20 protein-coding genes are annotated in these 25,155 nt (G+C 66.5%); 8 read left to right on the top strand and 12 right to left on the bottom strand.

Annotated features, from left to right (window positions below):
• Window positions 1-2: 2 nt before the first annotated feature.
• Window positions 3-644, bottom strand: coding sequence for a hypothetical protein (locus VFB33_13810; GenBank protein ID HZO82766.1), 642 nt, complete (start codon window positions 642-644; stop codon window positions 3-5).
• A gap of 250 nt (window positions 645-894) precedes the next feature.
• Here VFB33_13810 and VFB33_13805 point away from each other — a divergent pair, with 250 nt between their 5' ends.
• From VFB33_13805 to VFB33_13795, 3 genes are all read left to right on the top strand, one after another.
• Window positions 895-2,529 carry a tannase/feruloyl esterase family alpha/beta hydrolase gene (locus VFB33_13805; GenBank protein ID HZO82765.1) on the top strand — a complete coding sequence of 545 codons (1,635 nt, stop codon included), beginning with the start codon at window positions 895-897 and terminating at the stop codon, window positions 2,527-2,529.
• Between the two features lie 191 nt (window positions 2,530-2,720).
• The gene (locus tag VFB33_13800; protein ID HZO82764.1) at window positions 2,721-3,266 is read left to right on the top strand and encodes a hypothetical protein; all 546 of its coding nucleotides are present in this window, start codon (window positions 2,721-2,723) and stop codon (window positions 3,264-3,266) included.
• A gap of 380 nt (window positions 3,267-3,646) precedes the next feature.
• Window positions 3,647-4,879 carry an FAD-dependent oxidoreductase gene (locus VFB33_13795; protein ID HZO82763.1) on the top strand — a complete coding sequence of 411 codons (1,233 nt, stop codon included), beginning with the start codon at window positions 3,647-3,649 and terminating at the stop codon, window positions 4,877-4,879.
• Here VFB33_13795 and VFB33_13790 read toward each other — a convergent pair.
• From VFB33_13790 to VFB33_13765, 6 genes are all read right to left on the bottom strand, one after another.
• Window positions 4,876-6,195 carry a kelch repeat-containing protein gene (locus VFB33_13790; protein HZO82762.1) on the bottom strand — a complete coding sequence of 440 codons (1,320 nt, stop codon included), beginning with the start codon at window positions 6,193-6,195 and terminating at the stop codon, window positions 4,876-4,878. The two genes, VFB33_13795 and VFB33_13790, sit on opposite strands and share 4 nt — an antisense overlap.
• A gap of 91 nt (window positions 6,196-6,286) precedes the next feature.
• Complete coding sequence (locus VFB33_13785) at window positions 6,287-6,628, bottom strand: hypothetical protein (GenBank protein ID HZO82761.1); 342 nt, start codon at window positions 6,626-6,628, stop codon at window positions 6,287-6,289.
• Window positions 6,629-6,849: 221 nt separating this feature from the next.
• Entirely contained in the window at window positions 6,850-8,460 is a 1,611-nt protein-coding gene (locus VFB33_13780) for a molybdopterin-dependent oxidoreductase (protein HZO82760.1), read from the bottom strand.
• A gap of 42 nt (window positions 8,461-8,502) precedes the next feature.
• The gene (gene nuoF / locus VFB33_13775; GenBank protein ID HZO82759.1) at window positions 8,503-9,870 is read right to left on the bottom strand and encodes an NADH-quinone oxidoreductase subunit NuoF; all 1,368 of its coding nucleotides are present in this window, start codon (window positions 9,868-9,870) and stop codon (window positions 8,503-8,505) included.
• 36 nt (window positions 9,871-9,906) lie between these two features.
• Window positions 9,907-10,437, bottom strand: coding sequence for an NADH-quinone oxidoreductase subunit NuoB (nuoB, locus tag VFB33_13770; protein ID HZO82758.1), 531 nt, complete (start codon window positions 10,435-10,437; stop codon window positions 9,907-9,909).
• 172 nt (window positions 10,438-10,609) lie between these two features.
• On the bottom strand, window positions 10,610-11,611 hold the full coding sequence (locus VFB33_13765) for a zinc-dependent alcohol dehydrogenase family protein (protein ID HZO82757.1): 1,002 nt from the start codon (window positions 11,609-11,611) through the stop codon (window positions 10,610-10,612).
• A 187-nt stretch (window positions 11,612-11,798) separates the two neighbouring features.
• Between VFB33_13765 and VFB33_13760 the strand changes: the two genes are divergently transcribed.
• The gene (locus VFB33_13760) at window positions 11,799-12,923 is read left to right on the top strand and encodes a glycosyltransferase family 4 protein (GenBank protein ID HZO82756.1); all 1,125 of its coding nucleotides are present in this window, start codon (window positions 11,799-11,801) and stop codon (window positions 12,921-12,923) included.
• On the opposite strand, the gene VFB33_13755 is transcribed toward VFB33_13760, so the two are convergent.
• Together VFB33_13755 and VFB33_13750 are read right to left on the bottom strand one after the other, a co-directional pair.
• Window positions 12,892-14,217, bottom strand: a complete 1,326-nt coding sequence (locus tag VFB33_13755) for a kelch repeat-containing protein (GenBank protein ID HZO82755.1) — start codon at window positions 14,215-14,217, stop codon at window positions 12,892-12,894. The two genes, VFB33_13760 and VFB33_13755, sit on opposite strands and share 32 nt — an antisense overlap.
• Window positions 14,218-14,417: 200 nt before the next feature.
• Window positions 14,418-15,845: an MFS transporter gene (locus VFB33_13750; protein HZO82754.1), complete on the bottom strand. Its 1,428-nt coding sequence runs from the start codon at window positions 15,843-15,845 to the stop codon at window positions 14,418-14,420.
• Window positions 15,846-16,038: 193 nt separating this feature from the next.
• Here VFB33_13750 and VFB33_13745 point away from each other — a divergent pair, with 193 nt between their 5' ends.
• Window positions 16,039-17,952 (top strand): ABC transporter ATP-binding protein, encoded by a 1,914-nt coding sequence (locus VFB33_13745; protein ID HZO82753.1) that lies wholly within the window; start codon window positions 16,039-16,041, stop codon window positions 17,950-17,952.
• A gap of 28 nt (window positions 17,953-17,980) precedes the next feature.
• Here the strand turns inward: VFB33_13745 and VFB33_13740 are convergent, their stop codons facing one another.
• From VFB33_13740 to VFB33_13730, 3 genes are all read right to left on the bottom strand, one after another.
• Window positions 17,981-19,423 (bottom strand): dihydrolipoamide acetyltransferase family protein, encoded by a 1,443-nt coding sequence (locus VFB33_13740; GenBank protein ID HZO82752.1) that lies wholly within the window; start codon window positions 19,421-19,423, stop codon window positions 17,981-17,983.
• Window positions 19,424-19,561: 138 nt separating this feature from the next.
• Window positions 19,562-20,542: an alpha-ketoacid dehydrogenase subunit beta gene (locus VFB33_13735; protein ID HZO82751.1), complete on the bottom strand. Its 981-nt coding sequence runs from the start codon at window positions 20,540-20,542 to the stop codon at window positions 19,562-19,564.
• Window positions 20,543-20,588: 46 nt separating this feature from the next.
• Window positions 20,589-21,638 carry a thiamine pyrophosphate-dependent dehydrogenase E1 component subunit alpha gene (locus tag VFB33_13730; GenBank protein HZO82750.1) on the bottom strand — a complete coding sequence of 350 codons (1,050 nt, stop codon included), beginning with the start codon at window positions 21,636-21,638 and terminating at the stop codon, window positions 20,589-20,591.
• A gap of 155 nt (window positions 21,639-21,793) precedes the next feature.
• Between VFB33_13730 and cofG the strand changes: the two genes are divergently transcribed.
• The 3 genes from cofG to cofD are packed head-to-tail and all read left to right on the top strand — an operon-like array spanning window position 21,794 to window position 25,150.
• Complete coding sequence (gene cofG, locus VFB33_13725; GenBank protein ID HZO82749.1) at window positions 21,794-22,993, top strand: 7,8-didemethyl-8-hydroxy-5-deazariboflavin synthase CofG; 1,200 nt, start codon at window positions 21,794-21,796, stop codon at window positions 22,991-22,993.
• Window positions 22,990-24,258, top strand: a complete 1,269-nt coding sequence (gene cofH / locus VFB33_13720) for a 5-amino-6-(D-ribitylamino)uracil--L-tyrosine 4-hydroxyphenyl transferase CofH (GenBank protein HZO82748.1) — start codon at window positions 22,990-22,992, stop codon at window positions 24,256-24,258. Before cofG ends, cofH begins: the two co-directional genes overlap by 4 nt.
• Complete coding sequence (gene cofD, locus VFB33_13715) at window positions 24,245-25,150, top strand: 2-phospho-L-lactate transferase (GenBank protein HZO82747.1); 906 nt, start codon at window positions 24,245-24,247, stop codon at window positions 25,148-25,150. Before cofH ends, cofD begins: the two co-directional genes overlap by 14 nt.
• Window positions 25,151-25,155: the final 5 nt, after the last annotated feature.

Genomic DNA, 25,155 nt, shown 5'->3' with positions numbered 1-25,155 from the left:
CCTCAGAAGATATCGGTATTTCTGCAGCGGTCGCTGCCGCCGGCGGGCCGGAAACCCGCCGAGCGGTAGTCGTACACCACGCGTTCGCTGTAGCAGAAGGGCTCTTCGGCGGCGCCCTTGTACTCGGCGCGGACATGCAGCATCAACTTCGACTTGCCCTCCACCACCGCCTTGTAAACCGCAACCGGCAGGTAGCGATAGAAAAAGTGTGGGACGCCCGGCGAGAGCACGCCGGCCGAGATCGATGACATTTCGTTGGGTAGGTCGGCAACGCGTTTGCCGTCGGTCATCGCCACCACCGTGACGATAGCGTCCACCGCCGGGATCTTGCCGAAGTTGCGGTAATCGATCACCACGCGGGGATTGGCCGTGTCGCCCTGTTCGAAGGTCACCCGCTCGACGCCGATGAACGGGCGTTCCTCGATCGCAAAGACGTGCGAGGTGACCTGAGCAGTGCGCCAGGTCGCGTAGGCGCTGAACGCCGTCGCCGCCACCATCAGCACCGCCATGAAGTCGGCAAACCGCAAGACCTCGGTCAAGCGGCGGATGAGCGAGGTCTCGCCGCGGGAGAGCCCTCCGCGACGAGACGGATGGCGTGGCTCGTCGGGGTCATGCTGACGTGCGCGGCCCTCGTGCTCGCTCATTGAAGGCATGATCGGCTAAAGGCTGGCGGCTGGCAACGCGCGTGCCGGATAGCGCGCTGCCCTTGGCGACTCAGCCAGGATTCCAGCGGCGCGGGTTATTTGACATAAGCGCTATTCGTTGCTACCAAAAGCAAGCAATAGCAATAAATCGAGTGTTTCTCGTCGCTGTTGGCGAGTTCAGTGGAACTCCGACGAGCGCAGCAATGTTTGTTGGCCAGAGTGCGACTCGCACTACATCGGAGGTTCAAACATGCGAGCTTCCATCCGGCTCGGAGCGATCGTTTTCGGATTCGCGCTCGCCGCGGCAGCCTTGACAACCGGCGCGGTCAGCGCCGCGACCCTGAGCTGCGTTACGGCAACGCTGCAAGGAGTCGCGCCCAGCGCAACCACGGTCGTCGCGGCAACCTCGGTGCCCGCAGGAACAGTACCGCTGCCCCATCCCGCCTTCTGCGATGTAGTGGGCTTCGTCACGACGACGAATCCGGGGCCCAACCAGGTCAACTTCGAGTTGGCCTTGCCCGACCCCCCCGCGTGGAACGGCAAGTTTCTCTTTTTCGGCAATGGTGGTTTCGCCGGCAGCATCCAGATTCCACCGGTCATCGGGACCGCGTTCGGCTTCGCGACCGCGGCGACCGACACCGGCCACCAAGGCTCCGACCTCGACGGCAGTTGGGCGCTCAACGATCCGGCCAAGCAGGCTGACTTCGGCTTCCGTGGCGTGCATGTCACCACGCTGGCCTCGGAAGCGCTAACCGCCGCCTACTATGAGACATCGATAATGCATCGCTACTTCAACGGATGCTCCGACGGCGGACGCGAGGCGATGGTCGAGGCCGAGGTCTATCCCGACGACTTCGACGGCATCGTCGCCGGCGATCCGGCGTTGGGCGATCTGATCGCGGGTTTCAACTGGAACGACAAGGCGCTGTTCAAGACTGCGAAGTCGTGGTTGCCGCCGAGCAAGCTGCCACTCATCGATCAGGCGGTGCTCAACGAGTGCGATTCGCTTGACGGCGTGAGCGACGGGCTGATCCAGGATCCGCGTCTGTGCACGTTCGACCCCGCCAGCCTCCAGTGCCCCGACAGCGAGAGCGCGGAAGAGGCGTTCAAGGATCCGAACTGTCTGAGCAAGCAGCAAGTCGTGGCAGTGCGCAAGATTTACCGCGGAGCCACAACCAACACGGGAGTCCAGATCTATCCGGGTTTTACCAGGAGCGACCCGGCGGGCGGGGCAACCCACGACGGATGGGACGCATGGATCAGTGGTTTCGTCACGCCTAAGCTTCCGGCGCCGGCCGATGGCGAGCCGTGGGGCGTTCCTCCGGGGTCGTTTGCGACCGCGCCGGCGCAGTGGACCTTCCAGGATCAATACATGAAATATTTTGTTTTCAGCGATCCGACCTACAATACGCTGACCTTCAACATCAATAATCCTGTGAAGCTCAAGGCGCTCCAGAGCTCGACCCACATGGGCGGCGGCAACGGGGTTAATCCTGACCTGTCGAGATTCCTGATTGACGACGGCGGCAAACTCATCATGTATCACGGCTGGAGCGATCCCGCGCTGACGCCGCTGGAGACCGTGCAGTACTACGGCAACATGGTGGGCGAAACTTTCGGCGGCGACCAGGGCACGGCGAAGGATTCTGCGCGACTGTTCATGGTGCCCGGGATGCATCATTGCGGCGGCGGGCCGGGCCCGCAGGTCAATTTCTTCCAGTGGATCTTCGAACTCGACGGCTGGGTAGCCTTCGGCGTGGCGCCCGACTCGATCGTCGGGACCAACCTGGCCGGCACGCGCACGATGCCGCTGTGCGCGTACCCGGAGACCGCGCACTTCAACGGCGGCAGCGTGAACGACGCGTCGAGCTGGTCGTGCCAATAGCCGTATAACGCGGACACCAATGGGCGAGTGCGAGGCTCGCCCGCGAGAATCACCGGCAGACCGGGGCGGGAGCGCGGATGCGCTCCCGCCCCGGCGCGTTTTTCGGCCCCCGCACGCGTCGTTTCAGCGGAACTCTTCGGAGCGGCCAGGTGTTTACCGGGTGCTCAATTTTCCGCACTGGGAGGTATTGGATGAAAACGCTACTGAAGTATGGATTGGCCGCGGCGATGGTTGTGGCCACCGCGATGCCCGCGATGGCGCGCAGCTGGGTGGTCTGCGTCGATACCGCCAAGGACGCGCGCTTTTCGAGCGAAACGGTTGCCCCCAGTTCGACGCCGCTCTTCTTCACGGCGGCGGCGCCCATCTATCCCGGCGGCACGGACGTCTCGGCCGCGATGAATTGTGCGTCCAGCGGGGCCGGCAGCGTAAATGCCACCCAGGTCGGCACGTTTTTCACTCTGGGCTCTTTCGTCAACGGCTTGCCTGGGTCCACGGCCGCTGATTTGATGGACCAATTCTTCGTACTCTGGCACTTCCGCATCGATGGTAAGGGGGCGTTCGATACCACCGGGCCGACGCGCAGTTCAGCCACTTATCCGCAGACCATCATCGGCTCGACCAACCCGGGCCTGGTGCCTACGCATGGCAAGGCCACAGTGACCAACCTCAGCAACGGCACCACCGGAACGACCAACACCCTGATTACCTTCAAGATCAGAACGCCAGAGGGGATGTAGTCGCTGAGCGGATTGCGCCGTCAATGACGGCGCAATCCGCTCAGCCTGCGCCGTGCGGCCCCCGGTCTAACCCGGCGCGCCTTTTCGGCGTGGACATCGGAACCGCCGGCGGTATCCCAGTCAGACCGCGTTGCCGAGCAATCCAGGTTTTAACAATCTTTGGATCGCAGCCTCTGGATCGCGGCCGGAGGCGTGCTCACCGTCGATCCGGACCACCACTGAGAGATGAGTTGCAGGCCGCTTGGGTTGTCGCGCGGCGTGTGCTGAACTCTGCGGGATGATTTCCCGCGCAACACTCGCGCAGCACAATCCATCACAGGCTCCGCCCGTGGCCGCCCGGCCGCGGGCGGAGCTTTGTGCAACAGAGGCGCGGGGCTGAGATGGCGCGCGTCGCAATCGTCGGCGCGGGACCGGCGGGCGCCGCCCTGGCCTACCTGCTCGCGCGCCGCGGTCTCGCGGTAACTCTGCTCGAGCGCCAGACTGACTTCGCGCGCGAGTTCCGCGGCGAGGGGCTGATGCCGAGCGGCGCCGAGGTCTTCCATCAGATGGGCCTCGGCGCGGCGCTCGACGCCCTGCCTCAGGCGCGGCTGGAACGCTTCGAGGTATTCCTGAACGCGCGCTCGGTGGGCGCTCTCGCGCTGGCGACGGACGGGCCGGGCGCGTTCAGCGCGCGCATCGTGTCGCAGCCCGCGATGCTCGAGATGCTGGTCGGCGAGGCGGCCCGCTTCCCCGGCTTTCGCCTGGAGCGGGGAGCGACCGTGCGCGACGTTGTCCGCGAGGGCGGCGACGGCGGCCGCGTCGCCGGCGTACTCGCCGACGGCGCGCACGGCACGCTCGAAGTTCGCGCCGACCTGGTAGTCGGATGCGACGGGCGCAATTCGGTGCTGCGCAGACGGACGGCACTCGAGGAATTACGCTACCCGCAGGCCTTCGACGTCATCTGGGCGAAGCTGCCAATGCCGGCGGCGCTAGCCGGAGTGCCCGCCGGACGGCTCTACGTCGGTCGCGGCCACTTCGCCCTGATGTTCCCGAGCTACGACGGGCGGCTGCAAATCGGATGGATTATCGACAAGGGGCTGTTCGGCGACCTGCGCAAGCGCGGAGTGGAGGCATGGCTGCTGGAGATGGCGGCCCATCTTTCGGCGGACCTGGCGGCGCATCTGTGCGCCCATCTGGAGAACGTCACCCATCCCTTCCTGCTTGACGTCGCGTGCGAGCGGATTATGCGATGGTCCGTACCGGGGATGCTGTTGCTAGGCGACGCGGCCCATACGATGTCGCCGGTGGGGGCGCAGGGAATTAACCTGGCGCTGCGCGACGCCGCGGTTGCCGCTAACCACCTGTGCGAGGCGGTTGAGGCCGGCGGTCAGGAGCCGGGAGCGCTCGCCGAGCGACTCGACACCGCTGGGCGCGCGATCGAGGCTGAACGAACCCCCGAGATCGTGACCATCCAGGAGATGCAGCAGCGGCCGCCGCGGGTGCTGCTGGGGCGCTCGATCTTCGGCCGGCTGTTGCTGACCCGGCTCGGTCTGCGAATCGTCGGCGGCGCGCTGGGACGCACAATGACGCGCCGTTTCGCTACCGGTGTAAGCCCGGTGCGCCTGCGCGTCTAGCCCGGCGCGCGGCCGCCCAACGCCAGCGTACTGACGAACTGGCGCGCAGCGGTATTGTAAAGCTCCGCCGTGTCGAGCACGAAGAACGGCACCGCCGCAGAACCCATCCCGAGCGCCGCGCCCGGCGAGTAGGAGGGCCGGTTATTGTAGCCGCCCGCGATAAAAACCTCGCCGTTGTGTAGCAGAACCGCACCCGCCGCCATCCGGTAGTCCAGCATATTGGCCGTCGCGTGGAAGGTGTTGGTATGCGGATCGAAAATCTCGGCCAGCGCGAGCACGCCCTGGTTGCTCGCCCCGCCGGCCAAAAGCACGCTGCCATCGGCCAGCAGGGTCGCCGTCTGCCGGTAGCGCGCATGTACCATCGGGCCCGCCGCGAGACCGAATTTGCCGGTCGTGGGGTCGTAGATCTCGCCGGTTGCGAGCGCCTGGTCGGAGGCGTCAGTGCCGCCGGCCATCAGGACCCGGCCGTCGCGCAGCTCGGTCGCGGTCTGAGATGCGCGCGCAACGGTCATATTGGCGGTGGGCGTAAACGAGTTGGTCTTTGGATCGTAGATCTCCGCGCTCGCGATCGGCTTTTGCTTGTCGCCGATTCCGCCCGCGATCAGCACCTTGCCGGCAAGCGGGCCAGCCGTGAACAGAGTCGCGGTATGCTCGCGGCGCGCCGTGATCATGCTCGCGCGCTGGAGGAACTTGCCGCTGTTAAGGTCAAAGACGCGCTCCATCTTGCCGGCGGGCGAGAACCTGCCGGTTGCCGGATCGTAAAGCTCGGCCGTGTCGAGCGAGACCTCCTCGTGCCGCTCCTGGCCCGCGCCCGCGTAGCCTTCGGGCGTTGACGAGCCGCCTGCGAGAAGCACACGCCCGTCGGGCAGCAGTGTGGCGGTAGCGTTGTAGCGACCATCGGCCATGCTGCCGGTGGGCGTCCATTCGCCGGACTTGGGGTCGAACAGTTCAGCGCTCTTGAGCGCGGAGCCCAGGCGGTTCATCCCGCCGGCGACGAGAACCCGGCCATCCTTAAGCGAGGTCGCAGTATGGTAGGTTCGGGGCGTGGACATTAGACCGCTGCCCGCGGGTTCGAAGCGGTCGGTGGAAGGATCGTAGATCTCGGCCAGGTTGGTCGCCGACGCATGCATGTCACCGCCGCCGGCGATCATCACGCGGCCGTCGGCGAGCAGGGTAACGGTCGCCGCGAAATGGCCGTCGATCATCTTGTACGGCGACGGCGTCGGCGTAGCTTGCGCGAAGGCCGACGCGGCCAATACGAAGCTCGCCGTTGCGGAGAGCAGGATTCTCCGGACGCGCCCCAAGGGTTGGATCATCGCGGACGTCCCCGGGCGGCGATGCGCCGCTTAAGAGGACACCTTAACGCATCGATGCGCGAGCGCCCAAGCGAACGCCCACAGTGAAGCGTTACTTGACCTGGACCCAGTCGCCATCGGGCCCGGCGTCGTCGCTGTCGGTGTGCCTGGCGTGACGGCGCCTCCTTGGCCGTGCGGCCTCGTCAGAATCGTCCTCACGAACCTCGACGGTCTGAGTCGGGCCGGAACTTCCGGCGCTTTCGGTACTGACCTTGAAGCCCACGTCGGGTGCGATTGAGGGCGCCGCGCCGGTCGATACCGCAGCGTTACCGACCGCTCCGCCGTACTCGCCCATCGCCTGCGCTGCGGCCTTCGGCACAAAGGCAAAGGCCATAATCGCAAAGGTGAACCCGGCGGTTGCCGCGAACTTCATTGTCGATCGAAGGTCGAGCATGGGCTTTCCCCCGAAGCCGAAATTTCGCCGCTAGTCGCGGTCTTGCTTGCACTGATACTAGCGCGCACGCAACAACAGGTATAGATGGGTCAGAACACGCCTTGGCGTTGCTGGATTAGTCGGACGCCCGCATGCCCGTTCTACTCAAAAGCGATCCCGAAGCGTCCAAACCTCAGTGGAATGGGCGTCCCTGCCTGCCGTACTGCGGAAGGCGGGGAAAATCAGGAATCGCGCAGCGGAAGACCATGTTCGCCGAGAGCGGCCAATGTCATGCCCGCGAAGGCGGGCTCTGCCGCCGCCATCGCGGCGAATGCAGCGTCGGCAGATTTCGGACAAACGTCGGCCGCCGCGCCCGAGAGCATCGACGCGCGCTCGAGCCGCTCTGCGAGTGCGCCGATTATTTCCAGCGCGGGCCGCGCCTGGCCCGGCGGGTCGAAGGCCCTTGTAAGGCGCTGCACCTGGCCCTTGAAGTTGGTGAAGCTGCCGTCGAGTTCAGGGTAGGCGGCGACTGGCAGCAGCAGGTTGGACATCTCGCCGGTTTCGTTGGCGTCGGTATCGAGCACGAGCAAATAGCCGAGCGCGCCAAAGTGGCGGACAAACTCGCCCTCGCCCATCGCGCGCACCAGATCGACGCGCATCGCGACAAGCATCTTCAACTTGCCCGCCGCAACCGCCTCGGCAAACCGCCCCGCCCCGTCCGCGCCGATTCCCATCGCGGCAAGGCCGCGCGTATTGGGATTGCGATTGGCGCGAATGAGTAGGTCGTCGTCGGCCGGCGCGTCGGGCGGCGACCAGCTCAGTCCGGCGAGGCGCTCCGAGCCCAGCGCCGCCATCAGGCGCTTGAGCGCGAAGGCCTCCTCGTTGGTCGAATGCGCGCCAATGATCGCGCCGATCGCATTCGCGCCGTGCGCGCGCCTGTATTCGGCGATCTTAGCCGCCGCTTCGTCCAGCGCCGCGTCCCATCCGACCGGCGCCATTCGCTCGCCTGCCGGTTTGAGCGGCACGCTGAGTCGGCGCTCGCCCTGGAGCGCGGGAAAGCTGTGCCGCCCCGCGTCGCACATCCAGTAGCCGTTGACCGCCGGGTTGTAGCGCGGCTTGAAGCGATAGATGCGCCCGCGATGGTGGTGAATGTCGATCGCGCAGCCGCGCTCGCACTCGCCGCATACCGAGGGCGTGCGATGCAGGTACCACACGCGCATCCTGAAACGGAAATCTTGCTCGGTCAGCGCGCCGACCGGACAGATATCTACCACGTTGAGCGCGTAGGCATTATCCACCTTGCGCCCGGGATAGGTGTCAATCACGTTATGGTCGCCGCGGCCGAAGATCGCGAGCTCGCTGGTATGCGTTACCTCGTCGAAAAAGCGCGTACAGCGCGCGCACAGGATGCAGCGTTCCTGGTCGAGCATCAGGCCGGCGCCGATGTCGATCGCCTTGCCCTTGTGGTTCTTGCGCCCCAGTTCGAAGCGCGAGGGCTGGCGATCGTAATCCATGTAGTAGTCCTGAAGCTTGCACTCGCCGGCCTGGTCGCATACGGGGCAGTCGATCGGATGGTTGATCAACAAGAACTCGAGCACCGCGCGCTGCGCCGCCTTGGTCCGCTCGCTCCTCGTGCGCACGACCATCCCGTCGGCAACGCGTGTGTTGCAGGCGATCTGAAGCTTGGGCGCCTTCTCGACCTCGACCAGGCACATCCGACAGTTGCCGACCACTGCGAGCGCCGGATGGTAGCAGTAGTGCGGAATCTCGATCCCGGCCAGGCGCGCGGCCTCGATCAGGTTGAGGCCGTCGGGGACTTCGATCTCGCGCTCGTCGATGGTCAGCTTGGGCATCGGTCGTCGGCTTTGCTTTCGTACGGCAGCGGGTTGGCTGAGCTAGTCGGCGACGCCCGCGTCACGCCGCTCGGCTGACGGCTCGTGCGCGCCGGCGCCGGCCGCGGCGCCGTCGGCAGCGGCCGTGAGGTTGAGCGGCGCGCCCTCGCTAAACGGGCACCGCCCCAGGCGCACGTGCTCTTCGAACTCGGCGCGGTACTTCGGGATGAAGCTCTTGACCGGCATCGAGAGGCTGTCAGCGAGCACGCAGATCGTGTTGCCTTCCATATTGGTGGCGACGCTGAGCAAGGTTTCGAGGTCCTGCATCCGGCCGCGTCCCGCCTCGATCTCGATGAGCAGCTTTTCGATCCAGCCGGTCCCCTCGCGGCACGGCGTGCACTGGCCGCACGACTCGTGATGGTAAAAGTGGGCGATGGTCTTGAGCACGTCCACCATGCAGGTGCCGTCGTGCATCACGATCACCCCCGCCGTACCCATCAGCGAGCCCGCCGCGCGCACCGAGTCAAAGTCCATGTTGACCCTCATCGCCTCCTCGGCGGTGAAGACCGGGAACGACGAACCACCGGGGATCACGCCCTTGAGCCGGCGGCCGTCGAGGATGCCACCGCCGATCTCGTAGATCAGATCGCGCAGCGCAAAGCCCATCGGCAGTTCGTACAGCCCCGGCTTGTTGACGTGACCTGAGAGGCAGAACAGCTTGTTGCCCGGGCTCTTCTCGGGGCCGATCGAGCGGTACCAGTCGGCGCCGCGCGCGATGATGTGCGGGATGTTGGAAAGCGTCTCGATATTGTTGACCACGGTCGGGCAGCCAAAGGCGCCCTGGATCGCCGGGAACGGCGGACGATTGCGCGGATAGGCGCGCTTGCCTTCCAGCGACTCCAGCAGCCCGGTCTCTTCGCCGCAGATGTAGGCGCCGGCGCCGCGATGGACGTAGATCTCAGCGCCAAAACCCGAACCCATCACGTCCGGCCCGACGTAGCCGCGGGCGCGCGCCTCGGCGAGCGCGGTCTCGAAGATCTGCTTCTGGTTGAAGAATTCTCCACGCATATACACGAAGCAGGTATGAGCGCCGACCGCACGGCAGGCGATCAGGATGCCCTCGATGATCGTATGCGGATCGTTCTCCAGCTCGTAGCGGTTGGCGAAGGTGCCCGGCTCGCTCTCGTCGGCGTTGCAGCAGACGTAGACCGGCTTCTTCGAATCCTTGGGGATGAAGCTCCACTTCATCCCGGTCGGAAACGCCGCGCCGCCGCGCCCGCGCAGGTTGGAGTTCTTGACCTCGTTGATGATCTGCTCCGGGGTCATCTCGAACAGCGCCTTGCGCAGGGCGCGGTAGCCGCCGTGCGCCTCGAAGACCTCGATGCGGCGCAGGTCAGGGATATCCAGCCAGCGGGTAAGGTAGCGTTCCATCACAGGGCCCTGGTGGGAAGAGCCGATACGGCAGCGTCAGGCCGCTTTGCCGTTGATCGGCGCGGCGCCGAGCTTCTGCTTCTGCCCCTGGATCTTGCGCTGCAGTGCCATCAGGGCGTCGAGCACGGCCTCCGGCCGCGGCGGGCATCCGGGCACGTAGACGTCAACCGGGACGATTCGATCGATCCCGGGCAGCGTCGCGTAATTGTCGTAAAAGCCGCCCGTCGAGGCGCAGGCGCCGAACGCCATCACCCACTTCGGCTCCGCCATCTGGTCATACACCCGGCGTAGAATCGGCGCCTGACGCATCGTGACCGTCCCGATAACCATCAGCAGGTCGGCCTGGCGCGGGGTGAAGCGCGGCAGGAGTGCGCCGAAGCGGTCGATGTCGTAGGGGGTCATCGACAGCGACATGTACTCCATCGCGCAGCAGGCGGTCGCGAACGGATAGGGGAAAATCGAAAACTTGCGCGCCCATGCGATCGCTTTGTCTACCCGGGTCAGGACCGCGGCGTCGCCGAGCGCATTGGCCTCTCCCTTATCAAGCTCGCTCTTGAGCGTGGGCATTCTTACCTCGAGGCGTCGAAAAAGCCGTGAATAATCATCGCAACGCTATCAGCCGTCTGACCAAGAGGTCAATGAAAGACGCCAAGCGGCGAAAGGCGCAAACCGCCCCGCGGGCCGGGACGCTCGCTCCACTAAAAGCGGTACGCCCGCAGCGCAAAACAAAAAGAGAGGCTCAGGTGGCGTGGAGCACGGCGGCGCCCTTGAGTTCGTCGTGCTTGAGCATGTTGAGCGCGCGGTTGGCCTCGCCCAGCGCCATCCCCAACGTATGCGTGCGCACGGGGATCTCGCCCGCGAGCCGGAGGAACTCCTCGGCGTCGGCGCGCGTGTTGGCAGTCACGCTGCGCAGCTCGCGCTCGTAAAACAGGTGGCGCTCGTAGTCGAGCGCCGGCACCGGGCTCAGATAAATTCCGGCGACCGCCAGCACGCCACCGCGATCGAGCGCCTCCAGCGCCGGCGGCACCAGCTCTCCGGCGGGAGCAAACAGGATCGCCGCCTCGAGCCGGGCCGGCGGGGCCGCGGCGGCCGGGCCGACCCAGTCGGCGCCGAGCGTTTCGGCTAGCTCCTGATGGCGGCCGCCGCGGCTCATCACAAACACGCGGCATTTCCAATGCTTGAGCACCTGGATCGCGATATGGGCCGAGCCGCCGAAGCCGTAGAGCCCGACAGTTGCGCCCGGACGGACGTCGGCGCGGCGGATCGCGCGATAGCCGATTATCCCGGCGCACATCAGCGGCGCCGCCGCCTCGTCGCCGAGCGCGTCGGGAATCGCGTAAGCGAAGTCCTCGCGGACGACGGCATACTCCGCGTAGCCGCCGTCGTGATCGTAGCCGGTGAAGCGCGCGTTGGGGCAGAGATTCTCGCGGCCGCGCCGGCAATATGCGCACGCGCCGCAGGTTTCGCGCAGCCAGGCCACCCCGACGCGCGCGCCCGGCGCGAAGCGCGTGCAGCCCTCGCCGCGTCGCGCGACCGTCCCGACGATCTCATGGCCGGGAATTATGCGTGGATGGCGCGGCGGCAGGTCGCCCTCGGCGACGTGCAGGTCGGTGCGACATACCCCGCAGGTGCGGATCCGCACGCAGATTTCACGCGGCCCGGGCTCGGGCTCGGCAATTTCGATCGCGCGCAGCGGGTTGGTCTCGATCGCCGCTGGCGCATACACCGCCATCGCTTTCATCGCGCGTCACCCCCGCGAGCTGGTGGATTTCATGACAGCCGCGGCCGGCCGTCGCCGACGCGGCGCGAACGTCGAGTTTCATTGAACGCTTCCGTCACCACGTCATCTACGTCACCATGGAAGGCATGGTGACCGCCGATGTTGGGCCCGGCGCCGCCGCGATTCATCTTTCCTTCAGGAGTACAGCATGGACCAAGCCAAGGATGCGAGCGGCGCTCACACGCGCGCCGCACGCCCGTTGCGGATCGCGCAAATCGCGCCGCTTTACGAACGGGTTCCACCCAAGCTCTACGGCGGAACTGAGCGCGTGGTGTCTTACATTACCGAGGAACTGGTGCGCCGGGGACACGACGTTACGCTGTTTGCCTCGGGCGATTCGATCACCAAGGCGCGCCTCGCGCCGGGGTGTCCGCAGGCGCTACGGCTGATGGGCAAACCCGAGCTCGGCGCTTTTCTCCAGCTCCCGATGCTGAGCGACGTGTACGAAGGCGCGGCCGAACGCTTCGACGTTATCCATTCGCATATCGACTACTGGACGTTCCCCTTCGCGCGGCTGACGCCGCAGGTGCCGACGGTGGCGACGATGCACGGGCGGCTCGATATCGAAGAGCTGCGTCCGGTCTACCAGCGTTACCGCACGATGCCGCTGGTCTCGATCAGCGACGCGCAGCGCGCGCCGCTGGCGTTCATGAACTGGGTGGCAACAGTTTACCACGGGCTGCCGCGCGAGCTCTTGCGCTTCAACCCGCGGCCCGGCAAGTACCTCGCCTTCCTCGGCCGCATCTCGCCGGAAAAGCGGCCCGACATCGCGATCGACGTCGCGCGACGCGCCGGGATCCCGTTCAAGATCGCGGCCAAGGTTGACGTGGTGGATCGCGAATACTTCGAGACTGTGATCAAGCCGCGCCTTGCGCCGCCGGAGATCGAGTATATCGGCGAGATCAGCGAAGGCGAGAAGAGCGAGTTCCTCGGCAATGCGCTCGCCCTGCTGTTCACCATCGATTGGCCCGAGCCGTTCGGGCTCGCGATGATCGAAGCGATGGCGTGCGGGACGCCGGTTATCGCGCGCCCCTGCGGTTCGGTGCCGGAAATCATCACGCCGGGGGTCACCGGGCTTATCGCCGGCGGCGCCGACGAACTGGTCGCAGCGATCAAGCGCGTGGACACGATCCCGCGCGAAGGATGCCGGCGCGAGTTTGAAAAGCGCTTCGCGGTGGAGGCGATGGTTGACCGCTACGAGCACGTCTATCGCCGATTGATCGAGCAGGCGCACACGGGAGTTAGGGCGCTGGCGATGGCTGCGCGCCAGTAGAACTCGCGGCCGCCGACGCGGACGGCTTAGCCGTTGGCTTCGCCCGCCGGTGCGTCGGCCGACGGGTGGTCGGCGCGACCGCAGGCGTCGCGTGCGGTGTCGGAGTACTCCCGGCTGTCGACCTCGCGGTCGGGCTACGGGTCGACTTTGGGGTCGGTGTCGGGCTTGACGTAGCGGTCGGGCGCGGCGTGGGAGTTGGGCTCGGCGTCGGAGTTGGTGTTGGTCTGACCCAGCGCACCGGCCATTGCACGTGGATGAGGGTGGCGGTATGGCCCTCGCGTGGCTGCGTCATGTCGCCGGTGGGAACGAAGCCGCGGACCGAAGGGTCGTACAGCTCGGCGCTGGCTTGGGGCCGGTAGTTCTGATTCCATCCGCCTGCGATCAGCACCCGACCGTCGGGCAGCAGAGTTGCGCTATGGCCGTAGCGTGCCGCGGTCATCCGCAGCGTCGCGACGAAGGCGTCCTCGGCGGGGTCGTAAAGCTCGGCTGAGGCGTCGGGATTGCCGCCGGCGATCAATACGCGGCCGTCCTTGAGCAACGTCGTGGTATGCCCGGCGCGCGGCTCGCTCATCCTGGGACCGGCGGTAAACAGGCCGGTGCGGGGATCGTAGATTTCCGTGGTGTCGAGCGCGGCGCTGCGCGAATACTGGCTGCCGCCAGCGATCAGAACGCGGCCGTCGGGCAGCAACGTGGCGCTATGGTAGATGCGGTTGTTCTCCATCTTGCCCGTCGCGTTGAATTGGCCGGTTGCCGGGTCGTAGATCTCGGCCTGCTCCGAACCGCCGCCGACTATCAGGACCTTGCCGTCACTCAGGCGGGTCGCGGTTTGTCCGTATCGGCCCCCGAGGACCAGCGCGCCAGTCGGGGCAAACTTGCCCGTTGCGGGAACGTAGAGTTCCGCCTCGCTTTCGCCGCCGCCGACGACCAGCACGTCGCCGTTGTTGAGCACCGTGGCAGTCGGCTCATCGCGGGCAGCCGCCATGTTGGCCGCGGCGGTGAAGCGGCCGTCCGACGGATCGAAGATTTCGGTCGAGCGCAGAATCCACGGCATCGCGGGGCCCGGAAACGATGCGAGCGGGACCAGCACCGTATCGACGCCGCCAACGATAAACACCCTGCCGTCGGGCAGCGCTGTCGCGCTGTGGCGGTCGCGTTGGGTCGTCATCGGCGAGATCGGCAGAAACTCACCGCCCACGGGGTCGTAAATCTCGGCCGTGTTGAGCACGGCGGGGCTTTCGCCGGTCGGCGCGACGTCGACGATTCCGGTTCCACCGGTGATCAGGACGACCGGCACCGGCGTCGGCGTGGGAGTCGGAGACCGAGTGGGCGACGGCGTCGGCGACGGGGTGGTGAGCCGGCCATGCCGGCGATGGTGCGACGCGTCATGGCGAGCCGCAGCGCTCGTGCTCCGCCCGGCCAGGGTCCCAAAGATGGCAAGCGCAACCAGCGCTGCCAGCCGAAGCCCACCCGTTGTCTTCGGCCTCTGCGCCATCTCTAGTCAGACGCTCCACGCTCAGCGGCGCGGTCGCTGTTGACCAGCCCGCCAGCCTGCGCGCCGGCCCACTCAGCTTCCTTGGCCGCGACCTCGAGCGGCAACCCGCGCGTCTCATCGATAAACAGGCCGAAGAGCGCGGCGCTGGGAAAGCCAAGGAGCGCGAAGTATCCGACCACGCGAGTCAGGCCTCCCAAGGGAGCGATCAGCGCCGCGATCAGGACCTGTGCAAACATGGAGAACACCGCTCCGGTAATCCCCTGCCATCCAATCATCGTCGTGCGCAATGTCGCCGGGAAAAGCTCCGTCGCGGCGGAATTCGCTCCGACCGTCATCACGCTCGATGCGAGTTTGAACCAGCAATAGGCGACCAGCAGCCATGTCAGCGGCCACGTCACCAGGTTTGGCGGGCCCCAATAGAAAGCCAATGCGCCGAGCCACGCCGCACCGCCCACGTAGGTGACGGTCGGCACGCGGCCGAAACGGTTGGAGGTCCATGCGCCCACCGGAAAGCCTGCCATCCCCACCAGCATCCCGACGACCACCAGGGTGCTGGCCTGCTGGGGCGAAAGACCAATTACCGAGACCGCCTCGAAATACAGCCAGCCATTGACCGCAGTCCCCGCCATCGAATCGAGCGCGGCACACCCGAGCAACGTCAGCGCCCTGCGCCGATAGAGGTGACCGAAAACGTCGTAGATATGGCTCGCGCCCGCCTGACGCGCGGCAGCCAGGCGCGCCCAGCGGCCGTCCACCGGCAGCATCCGCGCCACCGGAAGCACCAACGCCAACCCCGCCACACACGGCGCCAGCAGCCATCGCCACGAGTATCCCCACTGGAGCAGGAAAGGAATCACGATATAGCTGAGAACGCCTCCTAGCGCACTCGCGAAGGCGGCAAAAGCCTGGCCCGCCGCCCGGCGCTCGCCCGGCAGCTCCTCTGCCAGCAGGGCTATCGCCGAGGACACCGAACCCCCCAAGAGGGCGGAAATCAGGATCTCGAAGACGGCGAAGGGCTTGGGGCTGCGCGCCAGCGCTGCGCCCAGCGCAAACAGCGGAGTCAGGGCGAGACTTGCAAGGATGATTAGCCGCCGGCCCACGCGGTCTGCCAGGCGAGCAAGCCCAAGTGCGCCGAGCGCCGAAATCGAAATCCAGGCAAATAGTTCAGCGAGCTGCGCCTCGTTGAGCGAGAAGCTCTTGGCGATCCAAGGCGCTGCGACACCGACGATCGACAAGCTGTATCCTTGGTAGATGAGGAGCAGGACAATTGCAGCGATAATCGCCGTGCCCGAGGACGCGCCGCCCTCATCTCTGCCATTGGCGCTGGCGGCGCCCCGGTCTGCGCAGCCGCGCGCCCCGCGGGCGGTCGCGGATTCTCGGTTCGCCGATCGCCGAAGGGCGAGCGCCGGCGAGGCAGGCAAGGCAAGCATCCGTTTTCCGATATAGGTTAGGGGCTAGACGTTATCGTGCATTGCTCCGCGCGATCTGCATAACAAAAGCAACGAAGACGCGGATTGAACCGGTTCGACGTGAGGCATGCGGCTTGCGTCAGTCCCCGTCGCAGGCTCCCGCATAAACCATTCTGGCATTTCATCGCATGGATCCGGGGGGTTTGAGGTCTTCATGGACTCCAAGGCAGCTACCCATTCTTCACCCCTGATCCGTTTCTTGTCCTTCGTCAAACCCCATCTGCGGTTGGTGGTGGGTGCAGCGCTGATGGGGGTGGGCAAATTCACCTTGCCGTTGGCCTTTCCGCTCGCCTTCAAGTACGTCGTTGACGTCTTGCTTGCCGCCCCGCCGAAGCTGGACGGTATCAATCTCGCGATCGACCACGGATGCGCGGCGCTGGCAGCGATGGCAGGGCTCGGCGCCGGCGCCGAAGACAAGCTGGCCGCGCTCAGCATCGCGATGCTTGTTCTCTACGCGATCCAGTCGGTGGCAAGCTACTACCGCAACTACTGGGCGGGAGTGGCCGGCAACCGGCTCATCTACGAGCTCCAGTGTCGGCTGTTTGCGCATCTCCAGGCATTGCCGCATTCGTTTTTCGATCGCAACCCTTCCGGCGCGATCGTCTCGCGCGTCCTCAACGACGTCTCCCAAGCCCACGAGCTGGTCAATTCGGCGCTGATCGACGTCTGGATGGATGGGATCTCGCTCAGCCTGGTGGTGGGCGTGCTGTTTGCGCTTGACTGGCGCCTGGCAGTGGTGGCGCTCTGCATCGCCCCGGTCTGGGTGACCTTCATGCGCTACTTCTCGCCGCGGATCAAAGCGGTGAGTCATCGGATGCAGCAGGCGGCCGAGGTTATCTCGGGCGAGGTTCACGAGCGGGTCGCCGGAGCGGCCACGATCAAGGCGTTCTCGCGCGAGGAGTACGAAGTCGGCCAGTTTCGTGAGCGCAACCGCGAGCTCTTTGCGCGCACCATCGACAAGGTCAGACTCGCCGCGCGTCAGGAGATGCTCATCCAGCTGTTCACCCGCAGCATGCCTACGGTGGTGATTTGGGTGGGGGCGGTGATGGTGATGCACGGCACGATGACGCTGGGCACCATGATCGCCTTTTTCTCCTACCTCGGCTTCCTCTACCTGCCGCTGGAGCGCTTCGCGCAACTCTCGGTCGTGGTCTCCGCTTCGCTGGCCGCGATCGAGCGCATCTTCGGCTTCCTCGACCTCAAGCCCGAAATCACCGACCATCCGCTCAGCCGCCCGTTCGTGGTGCGCAAGGGCGCGGTGCGGTTCGAGCACGTATGCTTCGGCTACCCGGCGCGCAACGGCGAACCCGGGGACCAAGTGCTCAAAGCAATTAACCTCAATGTCGCGGGCGGATCGAAGGTCGCGCTGGTGGGGCGCTCGGGCGCGGGCAAGACCACGCTGGCCAACCTGATCCCGCGCTTTTACGACGTCAGTGCTGGCCGCGTGCTGATCGACGGCAAGGACGTGCGCCACTACACGGTTAAGGCGCTGCGCCAGAGCGTAAGCCTGGTCGCGCAGGACGCGCTGCTGTTCAGCGCCAGCGTGCGTGACAACCTGCTCTACGCGCGGCCCGATGCGACGGACGAGATGCTGTGGCAGGCGCTGGAGTCGGCCAACCTCAGCGACTTCGTCGAGCAACTGCCCGACGGGCTGGACACCGTGATTGGCGAGCGCGGCGTGAAGATCTCAGGCGGTCAGCGCCAGCGGCTCGCTCTGGCGCGCGCGTTCCTCAAGGACTCGAAGATCGTGATCCTCGACGAGCCGACCTCGGCGGTGGATTCCGAGTCGGAGAACTTGATCCACGAGGCGATGGAGCGCCTGATGGAGGGGCGGACGGTCTTTCTGATTGCCCATCGCCTGCGCAGCGCGATCAGCGCGGACATGATCGTGGTGGTGGACAAGGGTCGCGTAGTGGAAACCGGCACTCATGCCGATCTGCTGCGGCGCAACGGAACCTACGCGCAATTGTTCTACGAACAGGCCCGCGGGCTCGCGCTGGAGGGGGCGTCGCCCAGAAGAACCCTGCCCTCTAGTTCAGTGGAACGGGCGTCCCTGCGACCGTCGTGACGCGCGGGCGCTTCGCCCGCGCCTTCCTTTACAGCTCGAAGTCGGCTTCCTCGAGGATGCGCGCGACGCGGTAGAGGAAACGGTTGCCGAGCACGCCGTCGATCACGCGATGGTCGTACGATAGCGCGAGGTACATCATCGTGCGGATCGCGAGCGCGTCGGCGCCATCGGTCTCGACGACCACCGGCCGCTTCTTGACCTCGCCCATCCTGAGAATCCCGACCTGAGGCTGGTTGATAATCGCAAAGCCGAACAGGTTCCCCTCGCGCCCGGGATTGGAGAGCGTGAAGCTGCCGCCGGCAAGGTCGTCGGCGGTGATTTTGCGTTCGGCGACCTTGCGCCGCAGTCGCTCGATCTCGCGCGCCAGGCCGACCACCGACATCCCCTCCGCCGCCTTGATCACGGGCACCAGCAGCCCTTCCTCGGTGTCCATGGCGATGCCCAGATTGATCTGGCGGCGGACGATGAGCGAGTCGCCGACAACCGAAGCGTTCATCCGGGGAAATTCCTTGAGCGCGCGCACGGTAGCGGCGGCAGCCAGCGGCAGCAGCGTCAGCGCGAAGCCCTCGCGCTGCGCAAACGACGCCCTGTGCTGCTCGCGCAGCGCCATCGCGCGGGTCAGGTCAACCTCTGCGAGCGTGCCCACGTGCGGGGCGTGGGTCTTGGAGTAAACCATGTGCTCGGCGATGAGCTTGCGCCGGCGGGTAAACGGCTCGACCACGTCGCCTTCGCGCGGCTCATACACCGGGGGCCGGAAAGCCGGTCCCGCCGGAGCGGGCGCTGCCACGGGACGTGCGCCCGCCGCTGCCGGCGCCGACGCCGCCGCCGCGGCAGCGGGCCCGCCGGTTGCGGTTGCCGACCGCGCCCCCTCAGGCGCGGCCGGCGGCGCCTTGCCCGCCTGCAGCGCGTCGAGGTAGGCCAGCACGTCGCGCTTGCTGACGCGCCCGCCGATACCGGTGCCCAGCACGCGGCTCAGGTCGATTCCGTGCTCCTCGGCGATCCGCATCACAACCGGCGAATAGCGGCGCGGCGCGCCGGCCGGCGCCGCGGCCGGCCCTGCTGGAGGCGGCGGCGCAGGTGCGGCCTGAGCCGGCGCGGCCTGCGGCCGCGCCGGCTCGGGCCGCACCGCGCGCAGCCGGGGCGCCGCAGGTTCGGGCTTGGCCGCAGGTTCGGGCTTGGCCGCCGCCACCTGCTGGGGGGCGGGCGCAGCCTTCGGCTCCGCCCGCCCCCCAGCAGCGCCCTCGATCACCGCGATCAGCGCACCGACCGGCAGCGTCTGCCCCTCGGCGGCAACCAGCCTGGCAATCACTCCCGCGCCGGGCGACGGAATTTCCGTGTCAACCTTGTCGGTCGAGATCTCGCACAGCGGCTGGTCTTCTTCGACCCGGTCGCCCTCGTGCACCAGCCACTTGGTAACCGTGCCTTCGACCACGCTCTCGCCCATCTGGGGCATCGTCACTTCAAGCGCCATCGCAAACCCGTTCTTCGGCGATCCATGCTCGTGCTGCGCAAGCAGCGCGGATTAAACGGCCCGTCATCTGAGCTAAGCGAGTCCACGCGCGCCCAGTGACGACAGGTTGCGCTTCGCAAATCATTTGCCAGCGCGTCCTTAGTAGGCTGCCAACTCGCGGACCGCCTCGACGATCTTGTTGGTGTTGGGCAGGATGTACTCCTCCAGCGGCGGACTGAAGGCGGTATGCGCGTCCAGCGCGGCCACCCGCCGAATCGGCCCGTCGAGATATTCGAAAGCGTGCTCGGCGATGATCGCGGCGACCTCGCCGCCGATCCCTCCGGTCAGCCGGTCCTCGTGCGCGATCAGCACCTTGCCAGTCTTGCGCGCGGTAGCGATGATCGCGTCGCGGTCGAGCGGCAGCAGCGTCCGCAGATCGAGCACCTCGACCTTAAGCCCGTCTTCCTTCTCAACGATCCGCGCTGCGTCGAGCGCCTGATGGAGCGTCCCACCGTAGGTGATGATCGACAGGTCGCGCCCCTCCAGCCGCACCTCGGCCGGCCCGATCGGGACCAGGAAATCCGCCTCCGGCAGATCCTCCTTGATACTGCGGTACAACCGCTTGTGCTCGAAGTAGATAACCGGGTTGTCGTCGCGAATCGCGCTTTTGAGCAGGCCCTTGGCGTCGTAGGGCGTTGCCGGGGCGACTACCTTGAGTCCCGGCACGCGAGTGAACCACGCTTCGGGGTTCTGCGAATGGAAGAGCGCGCCGTGGACGCCCGCGCCCGACGGTGCCCGCACCACCATCGGGCAGGCGACCTTACCGCCGTGGCGATAGCGCAGGGTGGCGGCGGTATTGACGATCTGGTCGAAGGCGCACGAGATGAAATCAGCGAACTGCATCTCCAGCACCGGGCGCATCCCGAGGACCGCCGCGCCCACGCCAGCGCCGACGATCAACGCCTCCGAGATCGGCGTGTCGATCACGCGGTCCTCGCCGTAGGCTTCGAGCAGCCCCTCGGTGACCTTGAATGCGCCACCCAGCTCACCCACGTCCTCGCCCATCACGAAGACGTTCTCGTCGCGCCGCATCTCTTCGTGCAGCGCCTGGTTGATAGCCTTGAGGTAAGTCGTTTCCATCCTGGCTCGACGCCCAAGCTAAGGGGTTGTGGAACCGGGCGCGGACCTAGGAGCCGCGATGGTTGCCGCCGGCCATGTTTGTGGCGCCGGCGCCTGAGGGCGCGTAGAGGTCCTCGAGCGCCTCCTCGGGCTTGGGCAATGGACTCTGCTCAGCAAAATCAACCGCTTCCTGCACCACCCGCTGCACCCGCTCATCAATCTCCTCGCGGATCCGTTTGAGGTCGTGGCCCTTCTTCTGGAGGTAAAATTCGTACTGCGGAATCGGGTCGCGGCTCTCCCATTCGAGCAGCTCTTCCTTGTCGCGGTAGAGCGCGGGGTCATGCTCGCTATGTCCGCGGTAGCGGTAGGTCTTGCACTCGATCAGCGCCGGGCCCTCGCCCTCGCGCACCCGGTTCATGACGCGCTCGCTGAGCTCGACCACCGCGAGCAGGTCGTTGCCCGAGACCACATGACCCTTGAAGCCGTAGGCCGTCGCGCGTGCGGCGACGTCCTCGATCGCCATCTGCCGCTCGAGCGGCGTCGAATAGGCGTAGCGGTTATTTTCGCACACAAAGACCACCGGCAGCTTGCGCACGCCCGCAAAGTTCATCGCCTCGTGGACGTCGCCGCGCGAGCTCGCGCCCTCGCCGAAAAAGGCAACCGCAATGTGTTTTTCCTTCTTGATCTGAAACTTGAGCGCGGCGCCGACCGCCACCGGCAGCGACGATCCCAGCATCGAGGTGGAACCGAAAACCCCGTGCTCCATGTCGCCGCCGTGCAGAAACGAGTCTTTACCGCGCGACAGCCCGGTCTCCTTGCCCATCAGCTGCGCCATCAGCCGCCCCGGCTCGACTCCGCGCATCAGAAAGACGCCGAGGTCGCGATGGAGCGGCGCGACGAAGTCGCCCTCGCGCAGCGGTGCGCAAATCCCGGTGACAATTGCCTCCTGGCCCGCGCCCGAGTAAACCCCACCGAGGATTTTGTTCTGGCGATGAAGCCGCGAAACGCGCTCCTCGAAGGCGCGGATCAGCTTGACCCAGTAATACAGCTGGAGCTCGTACTCGACGCGCGCGGCGCCGTTGGGCAGGACGGCGCTTGCGCCTTCGACATCAGCCATCATGTACCTCGCACAGCCGGCGCAAGGCATGCCGCCAGCGTCGGGCGTCAAACAAACTCAACATTATCGCAGGCGCAGGCCAAGACAAAACCGCCCGGGCGCGCGGCAGGCGCGATTTGCCCTTTCCAACTTGATGGCCTATAAGGGGCGATGGCATGACGACGGCGCAGTCCTTATCCGTGCTGGAGCGCCCCCCGGCCCCGCAAATCCGCGAAATTCTGGATCGCGCCCTGGCCGGCGCGCGCCTGTCCGAAGGCGACGCGATCGCGCTCATCACCTGCCCCGACGCCGAGCTTCCCGCGATGCTGGCGGCGGCGGGCGAACTGCGCGAGCGCGCCAAGGGACGCGTCGTCACCTACTCGCGCAAGGTCTTCCTACCGGTCACCAATCTGTGCCGCGACCGCTGCACTTACTGCACGTTCCGCAGGGACCCGGGCGAGCCGGGGGCGTGGACGATGGCGCCGGCCGAGATCGCGCAATGGTCGCGCCGCGGGCGCCGGCTCGGATGCCGCGAGGCGCTGATGTGCTTGGGCGACAAGCCCGAGCTGGCCTTCAAGGAATACCGCGAAACGCTTGTACGGCTGGGCGCCCGCAGCACAATCGAATACGTTGCGCGCGCCTGCGAGATCGCGCTGGGCGAAGGGCTCCTGCCGCACACCAACGCCGGGATCATGACGCGCGAGGAGATGGCAATGCTGCGGCCGCTCAACGTCAGCATGGGCCTGATGCTCGAGAGCATCTCGCCCCGCCTGCGCGCGCGCGGCGGCGTCCATCAGTGGGCCCCCGACAAGGATCCCGCGCTGCGGATGCGCATGATCGCGGAGGCGGGCGAACTGCGCATCCCGTTCACCACCGGCATCCTGCTCGGCATCGGCGAGACCGCGGCTGAGCGCGCGCAGAGCTTGCTCGCGATCCGCGACCTTCACGAGCGCTTCGGCCATGTCCAGGAAGTGATCGTCCAGAACTTCCGTGCCAAGCCGGAGATCGCGATGGCCGAGGCGCCGGAGCCGGAAGCGATGGAGACGGCGCGGGCGATCGCGACCGCGCGCCTGGTGCTGGGCGCCGGAATGAACGTGCAGGCGCCGCCTAACCTGTCGCCCAACGAGATCGAACTGTTCCTCGCCGCTGGCATCAACGACTGGGGCGGGATTTCGCCGCTCAGCCGCGATTACGTCAACCCCGAGGCGCCTTGGCCGCATACCGAGCGGCTGGCCGAACGCTGCGCGCGCGCCGGCTTTGAGCTGCGCCAGCGGCTCGCAATTTACCCCGAATACGTCAATGATGACTGGGTCGATCCGAGGCTGCGCCCGGCGCTCGCGCGCCATCAGGCGGAGCTCGGCGGAGGTGCGTCGTGAACGAGAACCTGGACGAGCTGCGCAACTACATCGACGCGATCGAGGCGGCGCCGCTCGGCACGCTGATGGACAACGCTTCGCCCGACGTGCGGGCGGCGCTCAAGCGCGCGCTGACGCGCCGGGAACTGACGCCTGACGAAGCGCTCCTGCTGTACACCGCCGAGGGTGACGATCTCCGCGCGACGATCAAATGCGCGGACGTGGTGCGCGCCGAGGACGTCGGCGACGAGGTCACCTACGTCGTCAACCGCAATATCAACTTCACCAACATCTGTTTCGTCGGATGCCAGTTCTGCGGCTTCAAGCGCCAGCGCTGGGAGTCCGACGCCTACGACCACTCCGACGAGACCATCCTGGCCAAAGTCGCCGACGCGGTCGCGCGCGGGGCGACCGAGGTCTGCATGCAGGGCGGCATCAACCCCGACATGCCCGCGTTCAAGTACCGCGACTTGCTGGCCACTATCAAAAGCCGCTTCCCCGAGATCCACATCCACGCGTTTTCGCCGATGGAGATCATGTACGGCGCGCGGCGCGTGCGGATGGACTACCCGGAGTACATCGGGATGCTGCGCGACGCCGGGCTGGGCTCGATTCCCGGCACCGCGGCCGAAATCCTCGACGACAGCGTGCGCGAGATTCTCAGTCACAAGAAGGTGGACGTCGCGACCTGGGTCGAGATTATCACCACCGCCCACGCGCTCGGCGTGCCGACCACTTCGACCATCATGTACGGCCACGTCGAGAGCCCGCGCCAAGTGGTCAACCATCTCGCGCTAATCCGCGACATCCAGAAGCGCACTCACGGCTTCACCGAGTTCGTGCCCCTGCGCTTCATCCACGACAACACGGTGCTCTTCCGCAAGGGACTGGTCGGCGAGCCGCCGCCCAAGGGCAAGCGCGACTTCCAGATGTACGCGTGCTCGCGCCTGTTCCTGCGCGGGCAGATCGACAACCTGCAAACCTCCTGGGTCAAGCTCGGCGTCGAGCTCGCCGCACTGACCCTCAAGGGCGGATGCAACGATTTCTCGGGCACCCTGATGGAGGAGAGCATCACCGCCCAGGCCGGCGGCGACGCCGGCGAGTTCATCCCGGTTGACCTGATCGAGAACAAGGCGCGCGCAATGGGCCGGGTTGCGGTCGAGCGCTCGACCACCTACAAGAAGCTCTACGGCAAAAGAGCCCCCAATGGCGCGCGCCCGCTCAGTGAAGCTTCCGCCCCCGCCCCGCTCGATCACCACGCTTGCGGGGGGAGTGGGTGCGGCTAAGTTCCTGCGCGGGCTGGCGCGCGTCGCCGGCCAGCAGCGGCTCTGCGCGATCGTCAACACCGGCGACGACGAGCAGTTCTACGGGCTGCACGTCTCGCCGGACCTCGACACCGTAGTGTACACGCTTGGGGGTGTGGTCAATCCGGCCACCGGATGGGGACTGGCGGGCGAGAGCTTCAACGCGCTCGGCGCGCTCGAGCGCTTCTATGGACGCGCCTGGTTCAATCTTGGCGACCGCGACCTTGCCACTCATCTGTTCCGCAGCGAGCGGATGCGCGCGGGATGGCCGCTCAGCCGGATCACCGCCGAGATCGCGCGCCGGCTCGGCGTGCGCGCGCGCGTGATGCCGATGAGCAACGAGCGCGTGCGCACGTTTGTCAAGCTGCGCGGGCGGGCGGCGATACCATTCCAGGAATATTTCGTGCGCCGACGCTTTCGCGGCGTCGTCGAACGAATCGAGCTGCGCGGCGCCGCGCGCGCCCGCCCGCTCGGCGCGGCGCTGATGGCGATCCGCCGCTCAAGGGCGCTTATCATCGCGCCGTCCAACCCGTTCGTCTCGATCGGGCCGATTCTCGCCCTGCGCGGGATGCGCGCGGCGATGCGCCGGGCGCGCGCACGGGTCGCCGCGATAAGCCCGATCGTCGGAGGCAAGGCGATAAAGGGGCCGGCCGACCGAATGCTGCGATACCTCGGCCACCAGCCCTCCGCGCTCGGCGTGGCGCGGCTTTATCGCGATATCTGCGCGACCTTCGTGCTCGACAACGCGGACCGGCGGATGGCGGACGAAGTCGAGCGGCTCGGGATGCGCCCGGTGGTCACTGACACCGTCATGGCCGACGAGCGGCGCGCAGCGCGCCTTGCGGACGTGGTTCTGCGCGCGCTCGAAGTGTAGGCTGA

This window comes from Candidatus Binataceae bacterium (genome assembly GCA_035650475.1).
GTDB lineage: Bacteria > Desulfobacterota > Binatia > Binatales > Binataceae > JAKAVN01.
Note: the sequence above shows the minus strand (reverse complement) of the source record. Positions and strands in the feature narration are given on the sequence as shown.

Bases quoted from the DNA above. Each gene is read 5' to 3' on its own strand.
- VFB33_13745 (HZO82753.1), top strand. From the start codon at position 16,039: ATGGACTCCAAGGCAGCTACCCATTCTTCACCCCTGATCCGTTTCTTG.
- cofG (HZO82749.1), top strand. From the start codon at position 21,794: ATGACGACGGCGCAGTCCTTATCCGTGCTGGAGCGCCCCCCGGCCCCG.
- VFB33_13800 (HZO82764.1), top strand. From the start codon at position 2,721: ATGAAAACGCTACTGAAGTATGGATTGGCCGCGGCGATGGTTGTGGCC.
- VFB33_13750 (HZO82754.1), bottom strand. From the start codon at position 15,845: ATGCTTGCCTTGCCTGCCTCGCCGGCGCTCGCCCTTCGGCGATCGGCG.
- VFB33_13790 (HZO82762.1), bottom strand. From the start codon at position 6,195: ATGATCCAACCCTTGGGGCGCGTCCGGAGAATCCTGCTCTCCGCAACG.
- VFB33_13730 (HZO82750.1), bottom strand. From the start codon at position 21,638: ATGGCTGATGTCGAAGGCGCAAGCGCCGTCCTGCCCAACGGCGCCGCG.
- VFB33_13735 (HZO82751.1), bottom strand. From the start codon at position 20,542: ATGGAAACGACTTACCTCAAGGCTATCAACCAGGCGCTGCACGAAGAG.
- VFB33_13765 (HZO82757.1), bottom strand. From the start codon at position 11,611: ATGAAAGCGATGGCGGTGTATGCGCCAGCGGCGATCGAGACCAACCCG.
- VFB33_13795 (HZO82763.1), top strand. From the start codon at position 3,647: ATGGCGCGCGTCGCAATCGTCGGCGCGGGACCGGCGGGCGCCGCCCTG.
- VFB33_13760 (HZO82756.1), top strand. From the start codon at position 11,799: ATGGACCAAGCCAAGGATGCGAGCGGCGCTCACACGCGCGCCGCACGC.
- VFB33_13810 (HZO82766.1), bottom strand. From the start codon at position 644: ATGAGCGAGCACGAGGGCCGCGCACGTCAGCATGACCCCGACGAGCCA.
- nuoB (HZO82758.1), bottom strand. From the start codon at position 10,437: ATGCCCACGCTCAAGAGCGAGCTTGATAAGGGAGAGGCCAATGCGCTC.
- VFB33_13740 (HZO82752.1), bottom strand. From the start codon at position 19,423: ATGGCGCTTGAAGTGACGATGCCCCAGATGGGCGAGAGCGTGGTCGAA.
- VFB33_13805 (HZO82765.1), top strand. From the start codon at position 895: ATGCGAGCTTCCATCCGGCTCGGAGCGATCGTTTTCGGATTCGCGCTC.
- VFB33_13780 (HZO82760.1), bottom strand. From the start codon at position 8,460: ATGCCCAAGCTGACCATCGACGAGCGCGAGATCGAAGTCCCCGACGGC.
- VFB33_13785 (HZO82761.1), bottom strand. From the start codon at position 6,628: ATGCTCGACCTTCGATCGACAATGAAGTTCGCGGCAACCGCCGGGTTC.
- nuoF (HZO82759.1), bottom strand. From the start codon at position 9,870: ATGGAACGCTACCTTACCCGCTGGCTGGATATCCCTGACCTGCGCCGC.